At 60.0% G+C, this 19,048-nt stretch carries 18 protein-coding genes; 4 read left to right on the plus strand and 14 right to left on the minus strand.

Going from position 1 to position 19,048, the window contains the following annotated elements; translation table 11 throughout:
- Positions 1–100: 100 nt before the first annotated feature.
- Both zipA and smc read right to left on the minus strand, forming a co-directional pair.
- Positions 101–997: a cell division protein ZipA gene (gene zipA, locus K787_RS0115795; protein ID WP_022963782.1), complete on the minus strand. Its 897-nt coding sequence runs from the start codon at positions 995–997 to the stop codon at positions 101–103.
- Between the two features lie 103 nt (positions 998–1,100).
- The gene (smc, locus tag K787_RS0115800) at positions 1,101–4,601 is read right to left on the minus strand and encodes a chromosome segregation protein SMC (RefSeq protein WP_022963783.1); all 3,501 of its coding nucleotides are present in this window, start codon (positions 4,599–4,601) and stop codon (positions 1,101–1,103) included.
- A gap of 191 nt (positions 4,602–4,792) precedes the next feature.
- Between smc and K787_RS0115805 the strand changes: the two genes are divergently transcribed.
- Together K787_RS0115805 and K787_RS0115810 are read left to right on the plus strand one after the other, a co-directional pair.
- Positions 4,793–6,106, plus strand: coding sequence for an MFS transporter (locus K787_RS0115805; RefSeq protein ID WP_022963784.1), 1,314 nt, complete (start codon positions 4,793–4,795; stop codon positions 6,104–6,106).
- Between the two features lie 31 nt (positions 6,107–6,137).
- On the plus strand, positions 6,138–7,601 hold the full coding sequence (locus K787_RS0115810) for an SLC13 family permease (RefSeq protein WP_022963785.1): 1,464 nt from the start codon (positions 6,138–6,140) through the stop codon (positions 7,599–7,601).
- A 56-nt stretch (positions 7,602–7,657) separates the two neighbouring features.
- Here K787_RS0115810 and ccmI read toward each other — a convergent pair whose 3' ends face one another.
- The 9 genes from ccmI to ccmA are packed head-to-tail and all read right to left on the minus strand — an operon-like array spanning position 7,658 to position 14,566.
- Positions 7,658–8,890 carry a c-type cytochrome biogenesis protein CcmI gene (ccmI, locus tag K787_RS0115815; RefSeq protein ID WP_022963786.1) on the minus strand — a complete coding sequence of 411 codons (1,233 nt, stop codon included), beginning with the start codon at positions 8,888–8,890 and terminating at the stop codon, positions 7,658–7,660.
- Positions 8,883–9,359, minus strand: a complete 477-nt coding sequence (locus K787_RS0115820; RefSeq protein ID WP_022963787.1) for a cytochrome c-type biogenesis protein — start codon at positions 9,357–9,359, stop codon at positions 8,883–8,885. The genes ccmI and K787_RS0115820 overlap by 8 nt, the downstream gene beginning before the upstream one ends.
- A complete protein-coding gene (locus K787_RS0115825) occupies positions 9,356–9,895 on the minus strand; it encodes a DsbE family thiol:disulfide interchange protein (RefSeq protein WP_022963788.1) in 540 nt (179 codons plus the stop codon). Before K787_RS0115825 ends, K787_RS0115820 begins: the two co-directional genes overlap by 4 nt.
- On the minus strand, positions 9,892–11,862 hold the full coding sequence (locus tag K787_RS0115830; protein ID WP_022963789.1) for a heme lyase CcmF/NrfE family subunit: 1,971 nt from the start codon (positions 11,860–11,862) through the stop codon (positions 9,892–9,894). The genes K787_RS0115825 and K787_RS0115830 overlap by 4 nt, the downstream gene beginning before the upstream one ends.
- 12 nt (positions 11,863–11,874) lie before the next feature.
- On the minus strand, positions 11,875–12,336 hold the full coding sequence (gene ccmE, locus K787_RS0115835) for a cytochrome c maturation protein CcmE (protein WP_022963790.1): 462 nt from the start codon (positions 12,334–12,336) through the stop codon (positions 11,875–11,877).
- The gene (gene ccmD, locus K787_RS0115840; protein WP_022963791.1) at positions 12,336–12,503 is read right to left on the minus strand and encodes a heme exporter protein CcmD; all 168 of its coding nucleotides are present in this window, start codon (positions 12,501–12,503) and stop codon (positions 12,336–12,338) included. The genes ccmE and ccmD overlap by 1 nt, the downstream gene beginning before the upstream one ends.
- Positions 12,500–13,246 (minus strand): heme ABC transporter permease, encoded by a 747-nt coding sequence (locus tag K787_RS0115845; protein ID WP_152486858.1) that lies wholly within the window; start codon positions 13,244–13,246, stop codon positions 12,500–12,502. The genes ccmD and K787_RS0115845 overlap by 4 nt, the downstream gene beginning before the upstream one ends.
- A 13-nt stretch (positions 13,247–13,259) precedes the next feature.
- Entirely contained in the window at positions 13,260–13,931 is a 672-nt protein-coding gene (gene ccmB, locus K787_RS0115850; protein ID WP_022963793.1) for a heme exporter protein CcmB, read from the minus strand.
- On the minus strand, positions 13,931–14,566 hold the full coding sequence (ccmA, locus tag K787_RS0115855; RefSeq protein ID WP_022963794.1) for a cytochrome c biogenesis heme-transporting ATPase CcmA: 636 nt from the start codon (positions 14,564–14,566) through the stop codon (positions 13,931–13,933). The genes ccmB and ccmA overlap by 1 nt, the downstream gene beginning before the upstream one ends.
- A 293-nt stretch (positions 14,567–14,859) precedes the next feature.
- Between ccmA and fliK the strand changes: the two genes are divergently transcribed.
- Both fliK and K787_RS0115865 read left to right on the plus strand, forming a co-directional pair.
- Entirely contained in the window at positions 14,860–16,467 is a 1,608-nt protein-coding gene (gene fliK / locus K787_RS24375) for a flagellar hook-length control protein FliK (RefSeq protein ID WP_022963795.1), read from the plus strand.
- Positions 16,464–16,766 carry an EscU/YscU/HrcU family type III secretion system export apparatus switch protein gene (locus K787_RS0115865; RefSeq protein WP_152486857.1) on the plus strand — a complete coding sequence of 101 codons (303 nt, stop codon included), beginning with the start codon at positions 16,464–16,466 and terminating at the stop codon, positions 16,764–16,766. The genes fliK and K787_RS0115865 overlap by 4 nt, the downstream gene beginning before the upstream one ends.
- A gap of 538 nt (positions 16,767–17,304) precedes the next feature.
- Here K787_RS0115865 and K787_RS0115870 read toward each other — a convergent pair.
- The 3 genes from K787_RS0115870 to K787_RS0115880 form a co-directional block, all read right to left on the minus strand.
- The gene (locus K787_RS0115870) at positions 17,305–17,688 is read right to left on the minus strand and encodes a DUF2802 domain-containing protein (protein WP_022963797.1); all 384 of its coding nucleotides are present in this window, start codon (positions 17,686–17,688) and stop codon (positions 17,305–17,307) included.
- Between the two features lie 29 nt (positions 17,689–17,717).
- A complete protein-coding gene (locus K787_RS0115875) occupies positions 17,718–18,197 on the minus strand; it encodes a chemotaxis protein CheW (protein WP_022963798.1) in 480 nt (159 codons plus the stop codon).
- 83 nt (positions 18,198–18,280) lie between these two features.
- Complete coding sequence (locus K787_RS0115880) at positions 18,281–19,039, minus strand: chemotaxis protein CheW (protein ID WP_022963799.1); 759 nt, start codon at positions 19,037–19,039, stop codon at positions 18,281–18,283.
- Positions 19,040–19,048 lie beyond the last annotated feature (9 nt).

Below are 19,048 nucleotides of genomic sequence, written 5' to 3' on the forward strand. Positions count from 1 at the left end.
GGGGCCGCCGCTCCTACCGGGTCTAGTGCCGGAGCCTTTATGTGCGCACGGCCAGGGTGGGAGCGGCGGCCTCGCCGCGATGGGTTTGGGAGGGCCTAATTCAGCGCCGCATGCTGTAATGCTTGCGCTCAAACTCGGCGATGCGCAGGCGGTAGTGCTCGATAGTTTGCGCGGTAAGGACGCTGCGTTGTTCGTCCTTAAGGTCGCCGCCCAGTTCGTGGGCCAGTTTACGCGCGGCAGCGATCATCAGATCCAGGGCTTGTTTGGGGTGCCGAGGGCCGGGCAGGCCCATGAAGAAGCTGACGGCACGCACGCGCGTGTGGTCCATCTCGTCCAGATCGAATACGCCGGGCTTCAAGGCATTGGCCATGGAAAACAGCACGTCGCCATTCCCGCTCATGCTTTCGTGCCGGTGAAAAATATTCATTTCACCATGGCGCAAGCCGCTCTCCAGAATGCTCTGCAGTAGCGCTGAGCCAGCGAATCCTTCTTCATCGCGGGCGATCACGTTAATGACCAGCACCTCTTCAACCGGCGCCGCTTCTTTTTTCGGCGGCTCCCCGTCAGTTGACTTGATCGGGGCTTTGGCTTCAGGCGACTTGGCAGGTTTGCCGGGTTTGGTCGGCTTTGCGGTCATACCGCTGGCACCCAAGGGATCAAGCAATACCGGAGGAGCTGGCTCTTCCAGATCCAGGCCAACCTGCTCCGGCTGACGCTTTTCCGCAGGCATCTGCAAGGCCGGTTCCGAGTCGAAATCATCCTCATCGAAGGATGGTTCCTCGCGCTCGTGGCGTTCCTGGCGCTCATGCCGGCCGACCACGCGGGGCGGGCCTAGCAGGTCAGCAGCCTCTTCCGGATCAGGCAGGTCTTTGACGCTGCGATCCAGCTTGAAACGGATTTTCGAACGACCACCCATACGCCGCCAGCCGTCAAACAGAATGCCGGCGATTACCAGTAGGCCGATAATGATGAGCCACTCACGCAAACCGAAATCCATGAATATCCTGACCCTGTTCTTCTGATTCTGTTCTGGCTCAAGCCCTTGGGCACGAACCTTAAAGTAAGTTGATGCTGTGACATTAACATGCCAGCGCGCAGCTTTACACTGCTGCCAGTGCCGCAGCCTCTTCTACGTCTACTGTGACCAGCCTGGAGCAACCAGGTTCATGCATAGTAACGCCGAGCAGTTGGTCGGCCATTTCCATCGCTATTTTGTTATGAGTAATGTAAATGAATTGCACTCGCTTCGACATCTCTTTAACAATTCGCGCATAACGCCCGACGTTGGCGTCGTCCAGCGGCGCGTCAACTTCGTCGAGCATGCAGAACGGTGAAGGGTTGAGCTGGAAGATGGAAAACACCAGCGCAATCGCCGTCAGCGCCTTTTCCCCACCGGACAGCAGGTGGATGGTGCTGTTCTTCTTGCCCGGCGGCCGGGCCATGATGGTCACGCCGGTATCGAGCAGATCGTCGCCGGTCAGCTCCAAATAGGCATGGCCGCCGCCAAATACCTTGGGAAACAGCGCCTGCAATCCATGATTTATCTTGTCGAAGGTTTCCTTGAAGCGGCTGCGGGTTTCCTTGTCGATCTTGCGGATCACCTGTTCCAGCGTATTTAGCGCCTCGTCCAGGTCAGCATTCTGCGCATCCAGATAACGTTTACGCTCGGATTGCTGCTGATACTCGTCGATGGCCGCCAGATTGATGGCACCCAGCCGCTGAATACGTGCATCCAGCTGGCCCAATTGTTGATCCCAATCGGCCTCGGTGGCGCCTTCAGGCAGGAGTTCGAGCACGGCCTTGAGATCGTAGCCTAATTCCAGCAACTGCTCCTGCAACCCCTGACGGCGGGTTTGCAGGTCGCGGGCGATCAGGCGCTGCTCGTCCAGTTGCCCACGCAACAGTTGGGCCTGCTGTTCGGCCTGGGTACGGCGCCGGTCCTGCTCACGCATTTGCTGATCGACCGCTTCCACCGCCTGACGCGCTTGAGTCAGGTCTTTTTCAACCTGAATACGTTGCTCGAGCAGGCTTTCCAGCTCGATACGCTGATCCTCTTCCGGGGCCTGACTTTCCTCGATGGTCATTTTCAGCTGTTCACGGCGCTCGCCTAAGCGCTCGGCCTGCGCCGTCAAACGCTCGAGCCCTTGACTGGTCGAATCCTGCTGGGCGCGCAAGGACTGCACGCGCAGCGCCAGTTGATGGGCCTTGTCCTTGTGTTGGCGCGCGTGCTGGCGGGCGTGGTCCAGCCCTTCGCGAACCTGATCCCGCTGGCGCAGCAGTTCTTCGCGCTGACCGGCATCGGCGGCCATATGATCAAGGGCGGCCTGCAAGGTCATGCGCGCCTCACCGATCTGCTCCTGCTCGTCACTGCGTTGCGCCTTGATATCTTCAAGATCGTCGGTGATGCGTTGGCGCCGGGCGTTGACCTGCTCCAGGCGCACCTGCCGCGCCGACCACTGCGCCTTGAGATCGCCCTGCTCACGGCTCTGGGCGGCCAGCCCCTGCTGCAGCCCATCGCGCTGCTGCTCAAGTTGGCGAATTCGTTCGCGCAAGGCGTCGACGCGTCTATTGTCTTCTTCCAGTGCGGCCTCCTGCTCGGCGGTGCGCGCTTCCAGGCTGTCGATTTCCTGCTGACGCGCCAATACACCGGCTTCGTTGGCCTCACCGCGCTGGTAACGCAACCAGTTCGGCCCCAGCCAATGACCCTCAAGGGTAATCACCGATTCATGCGCGGCCAACTCCTGGCGCAGCGCCAGCGCCTGTTCCAGGCTGTCGGCGGTACGCACCGTGCCAAGCCAGGCACGCAGGTCTACCGGGCAGCGGACTTTGTCCAGCAGGCTCGGCCCCCCGCGGTTAACCGCCACAAGTGCTTGATTCTCGAGCAGGCGCAAACTGCCCTGGTCAAACGCGCCCAGGGTGGCTGCCACACTATTGAGATCGTCCAGACTCACTGCTTGCAGGTCATCACCCAATACGGTCTCTACTGCGCGCTCCCAACCGCTATCCACCTGCAGCTGTTCCGCCAGGTGCGGGAGGCCCTGCAAGCCCTGCTCCTGCAACCATTGGCGCACACCCTGGCCATGGTCCAACGCGGCCTGCTGCAACGCCTCCAGCGATGCCAGTCGGCCGCTGCTGCGTTGTATCTCGCCGCGACGGATATCGCGTTCCTGATGCAGCGCGTTAAGGGTCTCACGTTCTTGCTGAAGCCCCTCGGACAGGTCTTCCAATTGCTGCTGTTCGCTTTCGCTACGCAATTCCATCTCGGCAAGCTGCTCGCCGAGTTCGGCCAGTTCGTCGTCCAGCGGCCCGGCAGTCAAGCCGCTGCGCTCATCCTCAAGGCGCTGGATACGCTCACTGAGGCGTTCTATTGCTTGCTCCAGATGGCGAATACGTGATTGCTCGACTTCTGCCTGCTGGCGCGGGGCAGCGGCTTGTTGGTTGAACTGGTCCCAGGCCGACTGCCAGCTCTGCATGGCTTCTTCGGCGGTCTGCAACAGGCCAGAGGTGTCTTCATCTGCGGCGCTGGCCATCTCCAGTTCAGGTTCGATTTCAGCCAGCTCATTGTGCAAATCAGCGAGCAATGCCTGGTCCTGACTCAGGTGACTCTGCGCCTCCTGCCAGGCCTGCTCGGTCTGCTCCATATCGTCATAGAGCTGCCGCTGCCGGTCGCGATTAAACTGCAGCACCTGTTCGATCCGGCTGATATCCGCGCCAACACTGTAATACCGGGCTTGAGCCTGATTGAAAGAGTCGGTCAGATCCGCATGCTGGTCGCGCTGTTTTTCCACTTCGCTGTCGGCATTGCGCTGCTCGGCAATCAGCGCTTCCATGCCGATCTCCAGCTCGCGCACCCGATGCTCGCGTTCCACCGTCTGAGCGTCCATCGCCAGCCAGCGCAACGCTTGCAGCTGGGCTTTGAGCTGGCGTTCTTCGGCCTTGAATTCCTTGTACTTCTCGGCCGCCTGGGCCTGACGCTGTAGATGCGCCAGTTGCCGCTCCAGCTCTTCGCGCAGATCGGTCAGGCGCGCGAGGTTCTCATGGGTACGGCGTATGCGGTTCTCGGTTTCGCGGCGGCGCTCCTTGTACTTGGAGATGCCAGCGGCCTCCTCGATAAATAACCGCAACTCATCAGGCTTGGCCTCGATCAGTTTGGAGATCATGCCCTGTTCAATAATCGAGTAGCTGCGTGGGCCCAGACCGGTACCGAGGAAAATGTCGGTAATATCCCGGCGCCGGCACTTGGTGCCGTTCAGGTAATACTGGTTCTGTGCTTCGCGGGTGACTTTGCGGCGGATGGATATTTCGTTATAGCCGGCATACTCGCCCTTGAGTGTGCCATCGCTGTTGTCGAAGATCAGCTCGATGGATGCCTGACTGACGGGTTTGCGCGAATTGGAGCCATTGAAAATGACATCGGTCATCGATTCGCCACGCAGGTTCTTTGCCGAGCTTTCGCCCATGACCCAGCGCACCGCATCGATGATGTTGGATTTGCCACAACCGTTCGGGCCGACCACCGCGCCCATGTTGGTCGGGAAAAACACCGTGGTAGGGTCCACGAAGGACTTGAACCCCGCCAATTTGATGCATTTCAATCGCATTGAGTCATCTGTCCTTGAGGATTGTCGCTCAAACCTGCATTTTTACCCACTAAGGCGGTCCATGAGAAGCCCTATGGCCGAAATACCCTGTGCGCAGGCACTGTAAAGATGGCCAAGCAGCACGCGGTACGGCAAAATTGCCGGCGCCCTCGAAGCAGCCCAATTATCACCTTGTTGAAGCGAATGCCTGCATGCCCTTGCCAGCGGATATGGATCAACTCTACAGCAGCCTGATGGAAGAAGAGGATACCCGCGTTTGCAAGGATATCCCTGATAGTGCCTGCAGCAATGTGCCAGAGAATTTCTTTCGTCAGGTCGCGGCTACTACCCTGACGACCCTGGGCGACACCCTGACCAATCCGAAGACCACCCTGGCCTGGCTGATGGGCGTCGTCGGCGCGCCAGTGGCGCTGGTCGCTTGGCTGGTGCCGATCCGCGAATCGGGCTCGATGCTGCCGCAACTGTTTATCGCCGCCTATGTGCGGCAGCTGCAAAAGCGCAAGAGCGTATGGATTGCCGGCAGTCTGGTACAGGCCGCGGCCCTGCTGGCCATGGGCACTGCGGCCTGGCTTACCAGCGGCCTGTTGGCCGGGCTGATGATTCTCGGTTGTCTGGTGGTGTTCAGCCTGGCCCGCGGCTTGTGTTCGGTGGCGAGCAAGGATGTGATTGGCAAAACCGTGCCCAAAACCCGCCGCGGCCGCCTGAATGGCCTGGCCAGCAGCCTCTCAGGGTGGCTGGCGCTGGCGTTCGGCGTTTATTGCATGATCTGGCCGCCGGCCGATGACGACACGCTGTTCTACGCTCTCTTGCTAATCACCTCGGCGTTGCTCTGGGTTGCCGCCAGCCTGATCTATCGACTGATCGAGGAAGCGCCCGGGGCAACAGAGGGCGGTGACAACGCCGTGCGCCAGGCGCTGGGCAAGATCAGTCTGATGCGCGACGATGCGCCCTTCCGGCGCTTTGTCATTACCCGTGCGTTGCTGCTGTGTTCGGCCCTGTCCGCGCCCTATTACGTGCTCCTGGGCCAGGACCTGAACAGCGGCCTGGGTATGCTCGGCGCCTTTCTGGTTGCCAATGGCCTGGCCAGCAGCCTGAGCGCGCTGTTCTGGGGGCGCATGGCCGACAAGTCGAGCAAGCAGGTGCTGATTCGTGCGGCGCTTCTTGCCAGCTTGCTGGGGCCTGCGGTGGTGGCAGTGCATTGGTGGGTGGAACTGCCGCAGATACTGCACGCCTGGCTGTTTCCGCTGGCATTCTTTATCCTCGGCATTGCCCATGCCGGAGTTCGCGTAGGACGCAAGACCTATGTGCTGGACATGGCCGGCGGCAATAAGCGCACCGATTATGTCGCCGTTGGTAACAGCATCATCGGCTTGTTGTTACTCTTTACCGGGCTATTCGGCTTGCTTAGCTCGCTGATCGGCGCCGCCGGCATGTTGCTGCTACTGTCGGGCATCGGTCTGGCCGGCGCCTTGCTATCCTTTACCCTTAACGACGTTCAATCCTGAACGTCATCACCTCTGTAAGCGGAAGCCTTCAATGTCTATCGATGCATCCTCCGATGCCCCACAGGGTTTGCCAGCCAGCCGTATTATCGGCCTGATACTCGGCACCTTCTTCCTCCTTGCCACGCTGGTGTTTCCCGCACCGGGGGGCATGTCCAACGAAGCCTGGCTGGCTCTGGGCATGATGCTGCTGATGGCCACCTGGTGGTCCACCGAGGCCATCGCCATCCCCGCCACGGCGCTGTTGCCGATTGTACTGATCCCCGCACTGGGGTTAGGCACGGTGGCCAGTGCGACTACGCCCTACGCCAACCCGATCATTTTTCTGTTTATGGGCGGCTTTGTGCTTGGCCTGGCCATGCAACGCTGGAATCTGCACAAGCGTATTGCACTGATGACCTTGCTTGCGGTCGGTAGCCAGCCACGCCGACAAATTGCCGGCTTCATGATCGCCACCGCCTTTCTGAGCATGTGGGTCAGCAATACCGCTACCACCATCATGATGCTGCCGATTGGTCTGTCGGTCATCAGCATGATGGGCTCCGCCAACCCGGAAGCGGTACGCCGTTTTGCCACAGCCCTGTTGCTGGCGATTGCCTATGCCGCAAGCGTTGGCGGTATCGCCACTTTGATCGGTACCCCGCCGAACGCGCTGCTAGCGGCCTACCTGGCTGAGAATCAGGGTATCGACATTGGCTTTGCCCAGTGGATGCTGATCGGCGTGCCGGTGTCAGTGTCCATGCTGGTAGCCATCTGGTTCTGGCTGGCGCGCCGGGACTTCGGGCTGGCCGAAGAGTCGGCGCAGAGCTCAGCCGGGCTGCGCGATCAGCTTAATGCGCTGGGCTCCATGAGCCTGGGCGAGAAGCTGGTAGGCATCGTCTTCGTTTGCACCGCCATGGCCTGGATATTCCAGCCCCTGCTCTCGGCCAATCTGGTTCCCTGGCTGAACGACACCGTGATCGCCATTGCCGCGGCCATCATCATGTTTCTGATTCCGGTGAGTCCGCGAGATCGGGTGTTTTTGATGGATTGGGATACGGCCAAGGATATGCCCTGGGGCGTATTGCTGCTGTTCGGTGGTGGGTTGGCGCTGGCGGGCGCTATCAGCAGTTCTGGCCTGGCCACCTGGATCGCCGAAAGCCTGGGTGTGTTGGGTATGCTGCCGGCCTTGCTGATGATCGCCCTGGTGGTGACGGTCATCATCTTCCTAACCGAGGTGACCAGCAACACCGCAACGGCCGCTGCTTTCCTGCCGTTACTCGGGGCGCTGGCGATGTCGCAGGACGTGTCGCCGGTGTTCTTCACCGTGCCCGCTGCCATCGCCGCTAGCTGTGCCTTTATGATGCCGGTTGCCACGCCGCCCAACGCCATCGTGTTCGGCAGCGGTCATATGCATATCAGTGACATGATCAAGGCCGGCTTTGCGTTGAATCTGCTAGGTATTGTGCTGGTGACACTGGCGGGATACGTGCTGGTAGGCTGGGTCTTCGGGGTCTGATTCTGGCTGCGGATACAGCGGACTGCGCCGTGCTGGTAACGGCGCAGTCTGGTAAATCAGCGAACGGACGCGGTGGGCTTATCAATCACCTGATCGATCACCAGCAATACGGCCTGCGGGTCACCTACGCGCACCTCATCTACCTGGCCCTGGTGCGAGCCCTGCATCGCATCACCGGTGGGTGATAGCCGAGCGGTCAGTTGCAGCACCTGCCCTTCGCTCAGCTCGACGTCAGGCAGCATGGCATCAGCCGCGCTCAGCAGCACATCTACTGGCAGTTCTGCCACGCTGAAACGCCGTGCTACCAGCGGCATCGGTGGGCCCGCCGGATCGCGGGCAAAGACGAATATCACCGCATCGGGATCAACCTGTGCGGCAACCTCTTCGCTCAATTCAAGACGCAGACTGATTACTTCGCTCAGGTTCTGTTCTTCCTGTGCGGGCTGTTCGCCGCCTGCCGCTGCAATGCGCTCGCGAGCGCGGTCAATCCCGCCCTGAATCGCTTGAGCGCCTTCTCCGCCCGGCGGCATGCCCGCCAACAAGCGCTGCCAATAATCGATCGCAGCAGGGTAATCGCCACTTTCAAACGCGGCGATACCCAGCAGGCCGAGCGCCGTCGGCTCGCGTGGCTCCAGTTCTAGGGCCTTGTTCAGGGCCGCTACCGCAGGGCTATCGAGCTGATTACCGGCAGCGAAAAAGCGTGCCTGAGCCAGCTGCGCGAGGACTTCGGGACGTTCGCCCAGACGCTCGAGGCTTTGCCCGAATGCGTTAACGGCCAGATCCGGCTGCTGCGCCGACAGGTAGGCCCTGCCGAGCATATACCAGGCCTCGCCGTTCTCCGGCTGAACTTCGGTAATGCGTTGCATACGGTCAATCATGGCTTCCAGATTCGCCGGTTGCGGGCTGGTTTGCATGTCCCGGTACAGACTCAACCCGGCAGGATTGCCCCAGGCAAAGTACAAACCGACCACAATCAGCGGCAATAACCCGGCGGAAATGATCAACATCCATGGCCCACCGCGGCGGCCGGGGCGCTCATCGCCATCCGCGCGGGCGGTGTCTTCGAGCAGCAGCCGGCTGGCTTCTTCCAGGGTGTCATCGCGCTCTTGGGTGGTGAGATCACCAGCGGCCACCTGGGCATCCAGCTCTGCCATGCGCTCCTGATAGAGCGCCACATTCAACGCGGCGCGATCAACAGCCTGGTGCCGGCGATGTTTCCACAGGGGCCAAATCACCGCCAGCACGCCCATGATCAACAACAGAACACTCAACAACCAAAAATCAGTCATGGGACGACTTCTTCTCCAACAGGGATTTCAAACGTTGCTGCTCTTCAGCATTCAGATGCTGACCAGCCGCACTGCGCAGGGCGCGCTGGCGTCGGCGCAGCATGACTACCAGCCCGAGCAGACCGGCCAGCAGAAAAAATGCCGGGGCAAACCAAAGAACCGCTGTTTGGGCGGTCAGCGCCGGTTTATAGCGAACGAACTCGCCGTAGCGCATGACCATAAAATCGACGATCTGGTCATTGCTCTGGCCGTCATCAAGCATGCGGAAGATTTCGCGGCGCAGGTCGTTGGCAATCGGCGAGTTTGAATCGGCGATGTTCTGGTTCTGACATTTGGGGCAGCGCAGCTCGTTACTGAGCTGATAAAAGCGCGCGCGTTGCTCCTCGGTGTCAAATTCATAGGTATCAATCGCGGCCAGGGCCGACACTGAGAACACCAGCGCCCATAGCAGTAGCAGACTGCGCTTCATGGTTGCGCCTCCTCGACCAGAGCCTGATAACGCGGCGCCAGTTCAGATTGCCAGACGCGCTCATCTATCACGCCGATAAATTTGTAGCGGATCACCCCTTGGGCGTCCACCAGGAAAGTCTCCGGCGCGCCATAGACGCCCAGATCCAACCCCAGCCGGCCTTGCGGATCGCTGATATTCAACTGGTAGGGGTTGTGCAGGTCACGCAGCCACTTGCGCGCCGCTTCGGTGTCATCCTTGTAATTGACGCCATGGATAACCACGCCCTGCTCGGCGAGCTTGTTGAGCACCGGGTGCTCAACCCGGCAGGCCACGCACCAGGTCGCCCAGACATTGACCAGCGAGGGCTTACCCTTGAGGTCCTGCATGCTGATATCGGCCTGCCCTTCTTCCACCGAGGGCAATTGGAACGCTGGAAATTCTTTGCCAATCAATACCGAGGGCAGGTTTTCGTTGTCCAGGTATAAGCCCTTGAACAGGAACACCAGCAACGCCAGGAACACCGCTAGCGGCAATAACATCAATGCCCGCTTCATAGGCTGTGCTCCGCAGTCAGTTTGGCGGCCTTGGCTTGCCGTGAGCGCAACCGATAGCGCTTGTCGCTGGCCGCCAGCAAACCACCAAAGGTCATCAATAACCCACCCAGCCAGATCCAGCGCACGAAAGGCTTGATATGCACGCGCATGGCCCAGGCATCGCCGCCCAGCGGCTCACCCATGGCAACAAACAGATCACGAGTGACGCCAGCATGAATCGCCGCTTCGGTCATCAGCTGATTCTGTACGGTATACAGACGCTTTTCCGGCCGCAGGGTGGTGATCTGCCGATCACCCTTGAACACGTTGACCACCGCTTTGTCGGACTCCCAGTTAGAACCCTCCAGGTGGCGGATACCTTCAAACTCGAAGGTGTAACCGCCCAGCTCCAACTGATCGCCAGGCACCATACGCAGGTCACGCTGACTATCGAACAGGCTGGCACCCACCACACCCACCGCACAGACGGCGATCCCGATGTGCGCCAGGGTCATGCCCCAATAGCTGCGGGTCAGGCCTCTAAGGCCCTTGACCGCGCCCTTGTGACGGATCTTGTTGCGGATGTCCTTGAAGCTCATGCCGACCACCCAGAACACCAGCAGCAACATGCTGCCCACCGCCAGGTGATGGTCACCAATCCAAATGGCCAGCAACACGGCCGCGACAGCGGCGCCAGCCAGCACCCACTTGAGTTGACTGAACAGCCATTTAACCGGCGTGTCCTTCCAGCGGCTGAGCATGCCTACGCCCATTGCCGCCATCAGCAGCGCCATCAACGGCAGGAATAACGCGTTGAAATACGGCGGGCCCACCGACACCAGCGTACCGCTGACCGCATCCAGTACCAGCGGATAGAGGGTGCCGAGCAGGATCATCAGCGCCGCGACCACCAGAATCACGTTATTGATCAGCAGGAAGGTCTCCCGCGACCAGAGCGCAAAGCCGATCTGACTTTTAACCACGGGCGCGCGCAGGGCGTACAACAGCAAGGAGCCGCCGACCACGACCAGCAGGAAACCGAGAATAAATACGCCTCGCTCGGGATCAGTGGCGAAGGCATGCACTGAGGTCAATACCCCGGAGCGAACCAGGAAGGTACCCAGCAGGCTCAGCGAGAAGGTCGCAATCGCCAGCAGCACGGTCCAGCTTTTGAATACGCCGCGCTTTTCGGTCACCGCCAGCGAGTGAATCAGCGCCGTACCCACCAGCCAAGGCATAAAGGAGGCGTTTTCCACTGGGTCCCAGAACCACCAACCGCCCCAACCCAGTTCGTAATAGGCCCACCAGGAGCCCAGCGCGATGCCCAGGGTCAGGAACGCCCAAGCGATAATCGTCCAGGGGCGTGACCAACGCGCCCAGGCGGCATCCAGCCGGCCACCGAGCAAGGCGGCGATGGCAAAGGCAAAGGCCACCGAGAAACCGACGTAACCCATATAGAGCATCGGCGGATGAACGATCAGACCAAAGTCCTGCAGCAGGGGATTCAGATCGTTTCCGTCTGCCGGGTAAAACGGCAGTTGGCGATCAAATGGATTGGAGGTCATCAACATGAACAGCAGGAAGCCAACGCTGATCATGCCCATCACGGCCAACACACGGCTGAGCATTTCGTCCGGCAAATCGCGTGAGAACACCGCCACAGCGAGCGTCCAGACCGACAAAATCAGCGCCCACAACAACAGCGAGCCTTCATGGCCGCCCCACACGGCGCTGATCTGGTAAAACCAGGGCAACGCCGAGTTGGAGTTCAGCGCGACATAAGTGACGCTAAAATCATTGGCCAAAAAGGACTGCACCAGGCAAAGAAAGGCGAACAGCACAAACAGGCACTGGGCAATAGCCGCCGGCTGGGCAAAGCCCATAGCCAGCGTGTCACCACGCCACGCGCCGTACAGGGGTACGGTGGCCTGCAACACTGCCAGCACCAGGGCAATGATCAGGGCAATCTGGCCAAGCTCGGGAATCATCGTGCCTCCAACTTAGTAGCTCGATGCCGCTTCGGCATCGAGCTTCATCTGATTAACTTTTTCCATCGCCTGCGCCACTTCCGGCGGCATATATTCTTCGTCGTGCTTGGCCAATACTTCATCAGCCATCAACATGCGATCCTCGGTCAGACGTCCCAGCGCAACGATCCCCTGCCCTTCACGAAACAGGTCTGGGAGGATACCGGAGTAAGAAATCAGCACCTGCTGGGCTCCATCGGTGACCGCAAACTGCACTGCAAGACTGTCGGGGTTCCGCGCGACACTGCCTTCCACTACCATTCCGCCTGCGCGGATGCGGGTATCCACCGGCGCTTCACCGCCGGCAATCTGACTCGGCGTATAGAACAGATTGATATTCTGTTGCAGGGCAGTCAGCGCCAATGCCACGGCAATACCTACGCCAGCGACCACCAGCAGAATCAACCAAAGCTTTTTCTTGCGTTGCGGATGCATTACAACCCCTCCCGTCGCAGACGCCGCGTTGCCGCTCTGACCAGGTTGCGTTTAGCCAGCGCCGGCTGCACAACATTCAGCGCCAGCACCACCAGCGTTATCAGATAAGCGGACCAGACGTAGGGTCCATGGCCATCCATGGCCAGCCATTCAGTCAATGTACTCATGAGGACTTCTCCAGCAGGTCACGTACCCAACGCGTCTTGTGCTCGCGACGCAACACTTCCAGACGCATGCGCATCAGCAAACTAACGGTAAACAGCGCGTAGAAACCCAAGACCATCAACAGTAGCGGGAACCACATTTCGATCGGCATGGCCGGCTTTTCGGTGATCTTAAAGGTGGCCGGCTGGTGCAGCGTGTTCCACCAGTCCACCGAGTATTTGATGATCGGAATATTCACCACACCGACAATCGCCAGTACGGCGGTGGCCTTGGCCGCCGTCTCACGATTACTTATCGCCTGGCCCAAAGCAATAATGCCAAAGTACAGAAACAGCAGGATAAGCATCGAGGTCAGACGCGCATCCCAGACCCAGTAGGTGCCCCAGGTCGGTTTACCCCAGATGGCACCGGTAACCAGTGCCAGAAAGGTCATCCAGGCGCCGATAGGTGCAGCGCATTGCAAAGCCACGTTGGCCAGTTTCATGCGCCAGACCAGGCCCACTACGCCCGCCACGGCCAGCATCACGTAGCAGGATTGAGCGACAAAGGCGGCCGGCACATGGATATAGATGATCCGGAAGCTGTTGCCTTGTTGGTAATCCTGCGGAGCAAATACCAGCCCCCAGACCACACCCACCCCCAGCAGGACCACTGTGGCAACAGCGAACCAGGGCAACCAGCGGCCACTGATGTCATAAAACCATTTGGGCGAACCCAGCTTGTGGAAAAAACTCCAGTTCATTATCCCGCTTCTCCGCTCATTCACTCACTCCGATGCGCAGACCCGCGGCGATCGCCAGCGGTGCCAGGCTCAGGCTGAGCACAGCCAGGCAACCCAGCCATAACGCGTAACCTGCGACCGGCAAGCCCTGCATGGCCGCCTCGACAGCCCCAGTACCCAGAATCAGCACCGGAATGTACAGGGGCAGGATCAATAGGGCCAGCAATACCCCGCCGCTTTTCAGGCCGACTGTCAGTGCCGCACCTACAGCACCGAGCAAGCTCAATACCGGCGTACCCAGAAACAGACTCAGACAAAGTATCGGCAGCACCGAGACCGGAAGCGACAGCATCAACCCAAACAACGGCGCTAGCAGCACCAGCGCCAGGCCACTGACCAGCCAATGATGCAGCACCTTGACCAGCACCATGAGCGCCAACGGGTGCGGTGACAGGACCCACTGCTCCAGGGAGCCATCCTCGTGATCACTGCGGAACAGCCCATCCAGCGACAACAGCGTGGCCAACAGCGCCGCGACCCAGATCACGCCTGGCGCCATGGTCCGCAACATACCTGGCTCCGGGCCCACAGCCAGAGGAAACAGACTGATGACGATGGCGAAAAACACCAGCGGGTTCAACAACTCACCCGGCCGGCGCCAGGCCAAGCGCCATTCCCGGCAGAATAATAGCCAAACAATCTGCCGCATCAGGCCACCTGGCCCAGGTCAAGGGACCGCAAGCCGTGCAGATGATCCAGGCTGTGATGGGTCGTAAGCACCACCGTGCCACCGGCGGCAGCGTGCGCAAGCAGATGCTGCTCTAATGCCGCCACGCCGGCCCGGTCAATCGCAGTGAAGGGTTCGTCCAGAATCCATACCGGATGCGCCTCAAGGTAAAGCCTGGCCAAGGCGACGCGCCGTTGCTGCCCAGCAGACAGATGCTGGCAGGGCACGTCTTCGAATCCGCGCAGGCCCACTTGCTCAAGCGCCTGCCAGATGGCTGCGGAAGTAGCGGGCTGACTTAAAGCGCATAACCAGGCCAGATTCTCTTCGGCACTCAAGGCGCCCTTGACGGCGGGTGCGTGGCCGATAAACAGACGATCTCGGCGCCAGTGCTCGCGCCCTTGCGCCTGAAAAATCGATTGCTCGCCGTAACGAATATCCCCGCCAACCGGCGGCAACAAGCCCGCCAGAATACGCAGCAGGCTGGTCTTGCCCGAGCCGTTAGGGCCAGCTACCTGGAGCACCTGGCCGGGCTCAAGCCGCAGAGACAGCCCATCAAACAACTCACGCTCGTCGCGTTCGCAGGCAAGCTGATGCAATGTGATGGGCTGTGATTTCACCTGTTCTCCAAGCTGTTTTCCCACATTCTCAGGCCCTGTGGCCTGATCTACTCATGTTTAACGCTCGCCAGCCGCTAACCATTCATGCTGCGTCAAGTGCTGGTTTGCAGCAGCCGATTCTGAACATCAACGGGCGCTGCATGACGTCTGTGCCATTATACATACAGCCCCCCTGACAAGGACCGTGATTTACGTCAACATGTGACTACATGAGCTCAGACTTCAGACTTCCCCCGACCGCCCCGAGCCCCTCTGCTTCGGGGCCTGCGGCCCGACCGGCAGAGCCTGCTACGGTGGCCTTGCAATTGCTGCGTCCGATTGACGCACTGTTGCTGCCACCGGGGCAAACGGCCCGCGCCGAGGTGCTTGCAAGTACGCTAAAGGGGAGTGAGTTTGAACTGCTATTGAGGGTAATGCAAAACGCGGGCGCACCCGCACAACAATTGGTCGCCACCAGCCCGAGGGCAGTCAGTAGCGGCGCGCAATTGATGTTGCAAGCGATTAGCCAAACGCAGCTGATGGCTGTATTGCAGCCTGCTGCAAAAGCCCCCACAGCTGAGCTGATCACCCGCCTGGACCCAGCACTGTTCCCACCCGGCTCTGCCGTCCAGGCTCAGGTAGTCAGTCAGCAGGCCATCTCCCAGGGAGAACAGCAACGCTTTGCCATCATCGCTCGGCTACTCCAGGGGGCTGCCAGCGGCAGCACCCTGAACCTGACCAGCGCCAAGCCGCTTGAGCCCGGAACGCTGATTACCGCGCTGGTCGGCAGCCAAGGCGAACTGCGGGTACCCGACCCGGCCAGGCAACAGGTGACACTGGCAATACTCCAGGGGCTGCGGGACAGCCTGCAACGCCAAGGCTCTTCAGAGCCGTTATTCAAGAGTCTTGAGCAGTTGAGCCAAGTTGCTACGCCGCCCGCAGCCGGCGCCCAGGGCCCCAGTGCAACAGCGCCTGCCATGCCGGCCAGTGTTCAGAATGCCATGCACCAGGTGCTACAGCAGGTCGCTTCATTGCAGCAACTAATGACACCCGCTGGCGTGGCGCAGGCAGTGCAACGCAGCGGCGTGTTTCTTGAGCCGAATCTGGCCCAGTTGGCGGGTCTGCTCAAGGGCGCCAGCGCAGAAACAGCCGCGCTGGCAGCGGGCACGGGCACGGGCACCACGCAACCTCCGGCCCTGGGTAAACTGCTCGCCGCCTTGTCCAGCCTACCGGTCAGCCCCGCCACGCCACCGCTGCCGGGGGCCGACCTGAAGGCGGCCCTGCTGCATCTGACAGTTAACCTGCAGCAACACCTTTCGCCCAGCGCGATAAAGGAACTGACTCTGCCTTTCAGCCCGTGGAAACAAAACAGCGGAGGTCCAGCGCAGCAGGGCTTTCCAGTGGCCACACGGGTGGTGCAAGGTATGACCGACGCACCGGATCTAGGCGCGTTATTGCGTCTGACAGCGGCGCTGTTGTCGCGTATTCAGCACCATCAGTTGCAAAGCCTCGGTCAGTCACAGACGTTCTCCGACGGCAGCAGTCAAACCGTCTGGCAACTGGAAATCCCGCTGCGTGACGGCCAGCAATTCAACCATGTTCAGGTGCGCATCCAGCGCGATGATACGTCGGCAGAAGCGAAACAGACCGAGCACCTGCCCCATTGGGAGGTACGTCTGGCGTTCAATCTTGATCCGCTTGGCAGCCTGCAAGCAATCGCCAAGCTGTACAAGGGCCGAGTCAGCAGTGAGTTCTGGGCTGAGCAGCCGCAAACCCTGACTTTTCTGCATAGCGAGCTGAACCAGTTACGTGATCGTTTACTAGCCAAGGGCCTGGAGGTGGGTGAGCTGAGCTGCCACCAGGGTACGCCGCCCCAGCCCAATCGGGCTCTGCAGCAACGCTGGATAGATGAGGTGACATGATGCGCAAGCCACGTGAAGCCATTGCGCTGGTCTATGATGGCGATCAGGCGCCCACGCTGACGGCCAAAGGTGAGGGTGACCTGGCAGAGCAGATTATCGAGTTGGCCATGGCCTACGAGGTGCCCATCTACGAGAACGCCGAACTCGCCAGCGTGCTGGCGCGCCTGGAACTCGGCGATCAAATACCCGAGGCGTTGTACCGGACCATTGCCGAAATTATTGCCTTTGCCTGGTATCTCAAAGGCAAGGCACCAGCAGGGTTTGTGCCGCCAGAGGAGGATGACGGCCGCAGTACCTGAGTACTGCAATGCCAGCCACTGCACTTGCGCCAACAAGCCTGGCCAGCCAGGCTAATAGCTGCGGGCATTGTCAGTAGCTGGAAACTAGCCTAGGCAGATCATGATCCGCAGCAGCGGCGTGGTTGTCCGGAATTAGTTGACGCTACAATACGCCGCGTCGCACACACACGCACGCACGCCGAACTCCCCGCCACCGTCATCCTCGCGAACGCGGGGCTCCATTGGCCGGTTTGTAAAAGCGGGGTTGTGCCTCTTGTTTGCGGACTGCGTTGTCAGCTTCAAGGTCAGAATGGATTCCCGCCTGCGCGGGAATGACGGGGGTTGGGGTCGGGAATGAAGGGCATGGGGACGGGAATGACGATGCTGGGCCGGGAATGACTATGCTGCGAGCAGGAATGACGATGCTGGGCCGGGAATGACTATGCTGCGGGCAGGAATGACGGTGCTGGGCCGGGAATGGCTATGCTGCGAGCAGGAATGACGGTGCTGGGCCGGGAATGACGAGTTGGCGCGGGAATGCCGGAGGCAGCGTTATTGTTTACGGCTTACGTGCGGCGTGCAGTTTGGCTACTAGTTCAGCTTCCGCCTTGGACAAGCCGCAGGACTGGGTGAGATCTTCCACGCTGGCGCCCAGCCCAACCAGGCGAGCCGCCTGATTGTAAGGCAACGACTGGGGATCATGCTGTTCAAGACGCATTTGCTTGTCTTCGATGCGCTTGAGCTGATCGCGCAAGGCTACCAGCTCCTCGCCCATGCGTATGCTGCCCTGCTGATAGGTCAATACTTCGGTTCTCAGCTGCTGCACCCGCTCGGCTTGCTGAAGGTCTTGCTGCTGCACCCGTGCAGCAAGACGCTTCAAGCCTAAATACTGCGCCAGCAGTACGGCCACAATCACGCCGAGACCCAGACCCAGTAGCAGCATAAGCCATGCCTCGGATCCGTTCACGGAGCTCAGAACCCCTGGATCTCGGCCCACTCATCCTCGGTCATCATTTTTTCCAGATCGACCAGGATCAGTAGCTCGTCGTTTTTGTTGCAGACGCCTTGAATAAACTTGGCGGACTCGTCAGTGCCCACGTTGGGTGCGGTTTCGATCTCCGACTGGCGCAGGTAGACCACCTCGGCAACGCTGTCCACCAGAATACCGACCACCTGCTTATCCGCCTCGATAATGACGATTCGGGTATTGTCGGTAATGGGTGCCGACGCCAGGCCGAAGCGCTGGCGGGTATCAATGACGGTGACAACGTTGCCACGCAGATTAATGATGCCCAGCACATAAGAAGGCGCACCAGGTACCGGCGCGATCTCCGTATGCCGGAGCACTTCCTGCACCTGCATGACGTTGATGCCATAGGTTTCGTTATCGAGGCGGAAGGTCACCCATTGCAGGATCGGATCTTCAGCGCCCTGTGCGGTATTATTTTTCATTGTCTAGCTTCCCGATCTTCATTGATACCGATCCGGCTCAGATGCCGGCCCCAAGTTTGTTCATTATCTTCAGTGCAGGGCATTCACGCCAGTGCCCGCGCCGTTTTTCCCGCCTGCTGGATTTTTTCCCCGGCGGCTATCAGGCTCGCCAGCGAAGCGACATCCACCAGAGCACACATATGTTCAATAACGGTGCCCGCCAGCCAGGGCCGTTTGCCCTCCTGCGAGCGCCACTTGATCTGTTCAGGCATGAGTTTGACCGATTTGCTGACGTCATGCACGGCAAGCCCCCAGTCATGGCCCTGGACTGAAATGACAAAGCGTAAATTCTCACGCAGCGCCGGAGTGTAACGCTCAGGCATTACCCAGCGGGCGGTGTCCAGCACCTTCAGATTACCAGCGGTGGTCGGCATAATACCCAGGAACCAATCAGGCTGGCCAAATAACGGCGTGATATCACTGTCCAGCGGATGAATGGTTCCAAGCAGGATCAGCGGCACTGCCAGGGTTAGCCCACCCACATTAAATAGCAATGCCTCGAAGGCTTGCTCGCGCCAGAGTGGTTGTTCCACCAGGGGGACGGACTGGGATACGGACAGGGATACGGAGCTGTCAGGCTCTACTTGCGGCTCGAGAACGACAGGCGCCATGACTGGCGGCGGAAGATTGAGTTCAGGGGCAGCCAAGACCTCGACCTGCTGCTCGGCTACCACCGGCACAGGCGCAGCCTCAAGCTGCTCGGCCAGGCTCAGATCCTCGGTAGCATCCTGCAACAATGCATCCAGATAGCTCTGGATGCATTGTTGCGGAACAAACTGCTGTACGGGCAAGGGTTTGGTCATGGCTCGCTT

Source organism: Halopseudomonas pelagia CL-AP6 (genome assembly GCF_000410875.1).
GTDB classification, from domain to species: Bacteria; Pseudomonadota; Gammaproteobacteria; order Pseudomonadales; family Pseudomonadaceae; genus Halopseudomonas; species Halopseudomonas pelagia.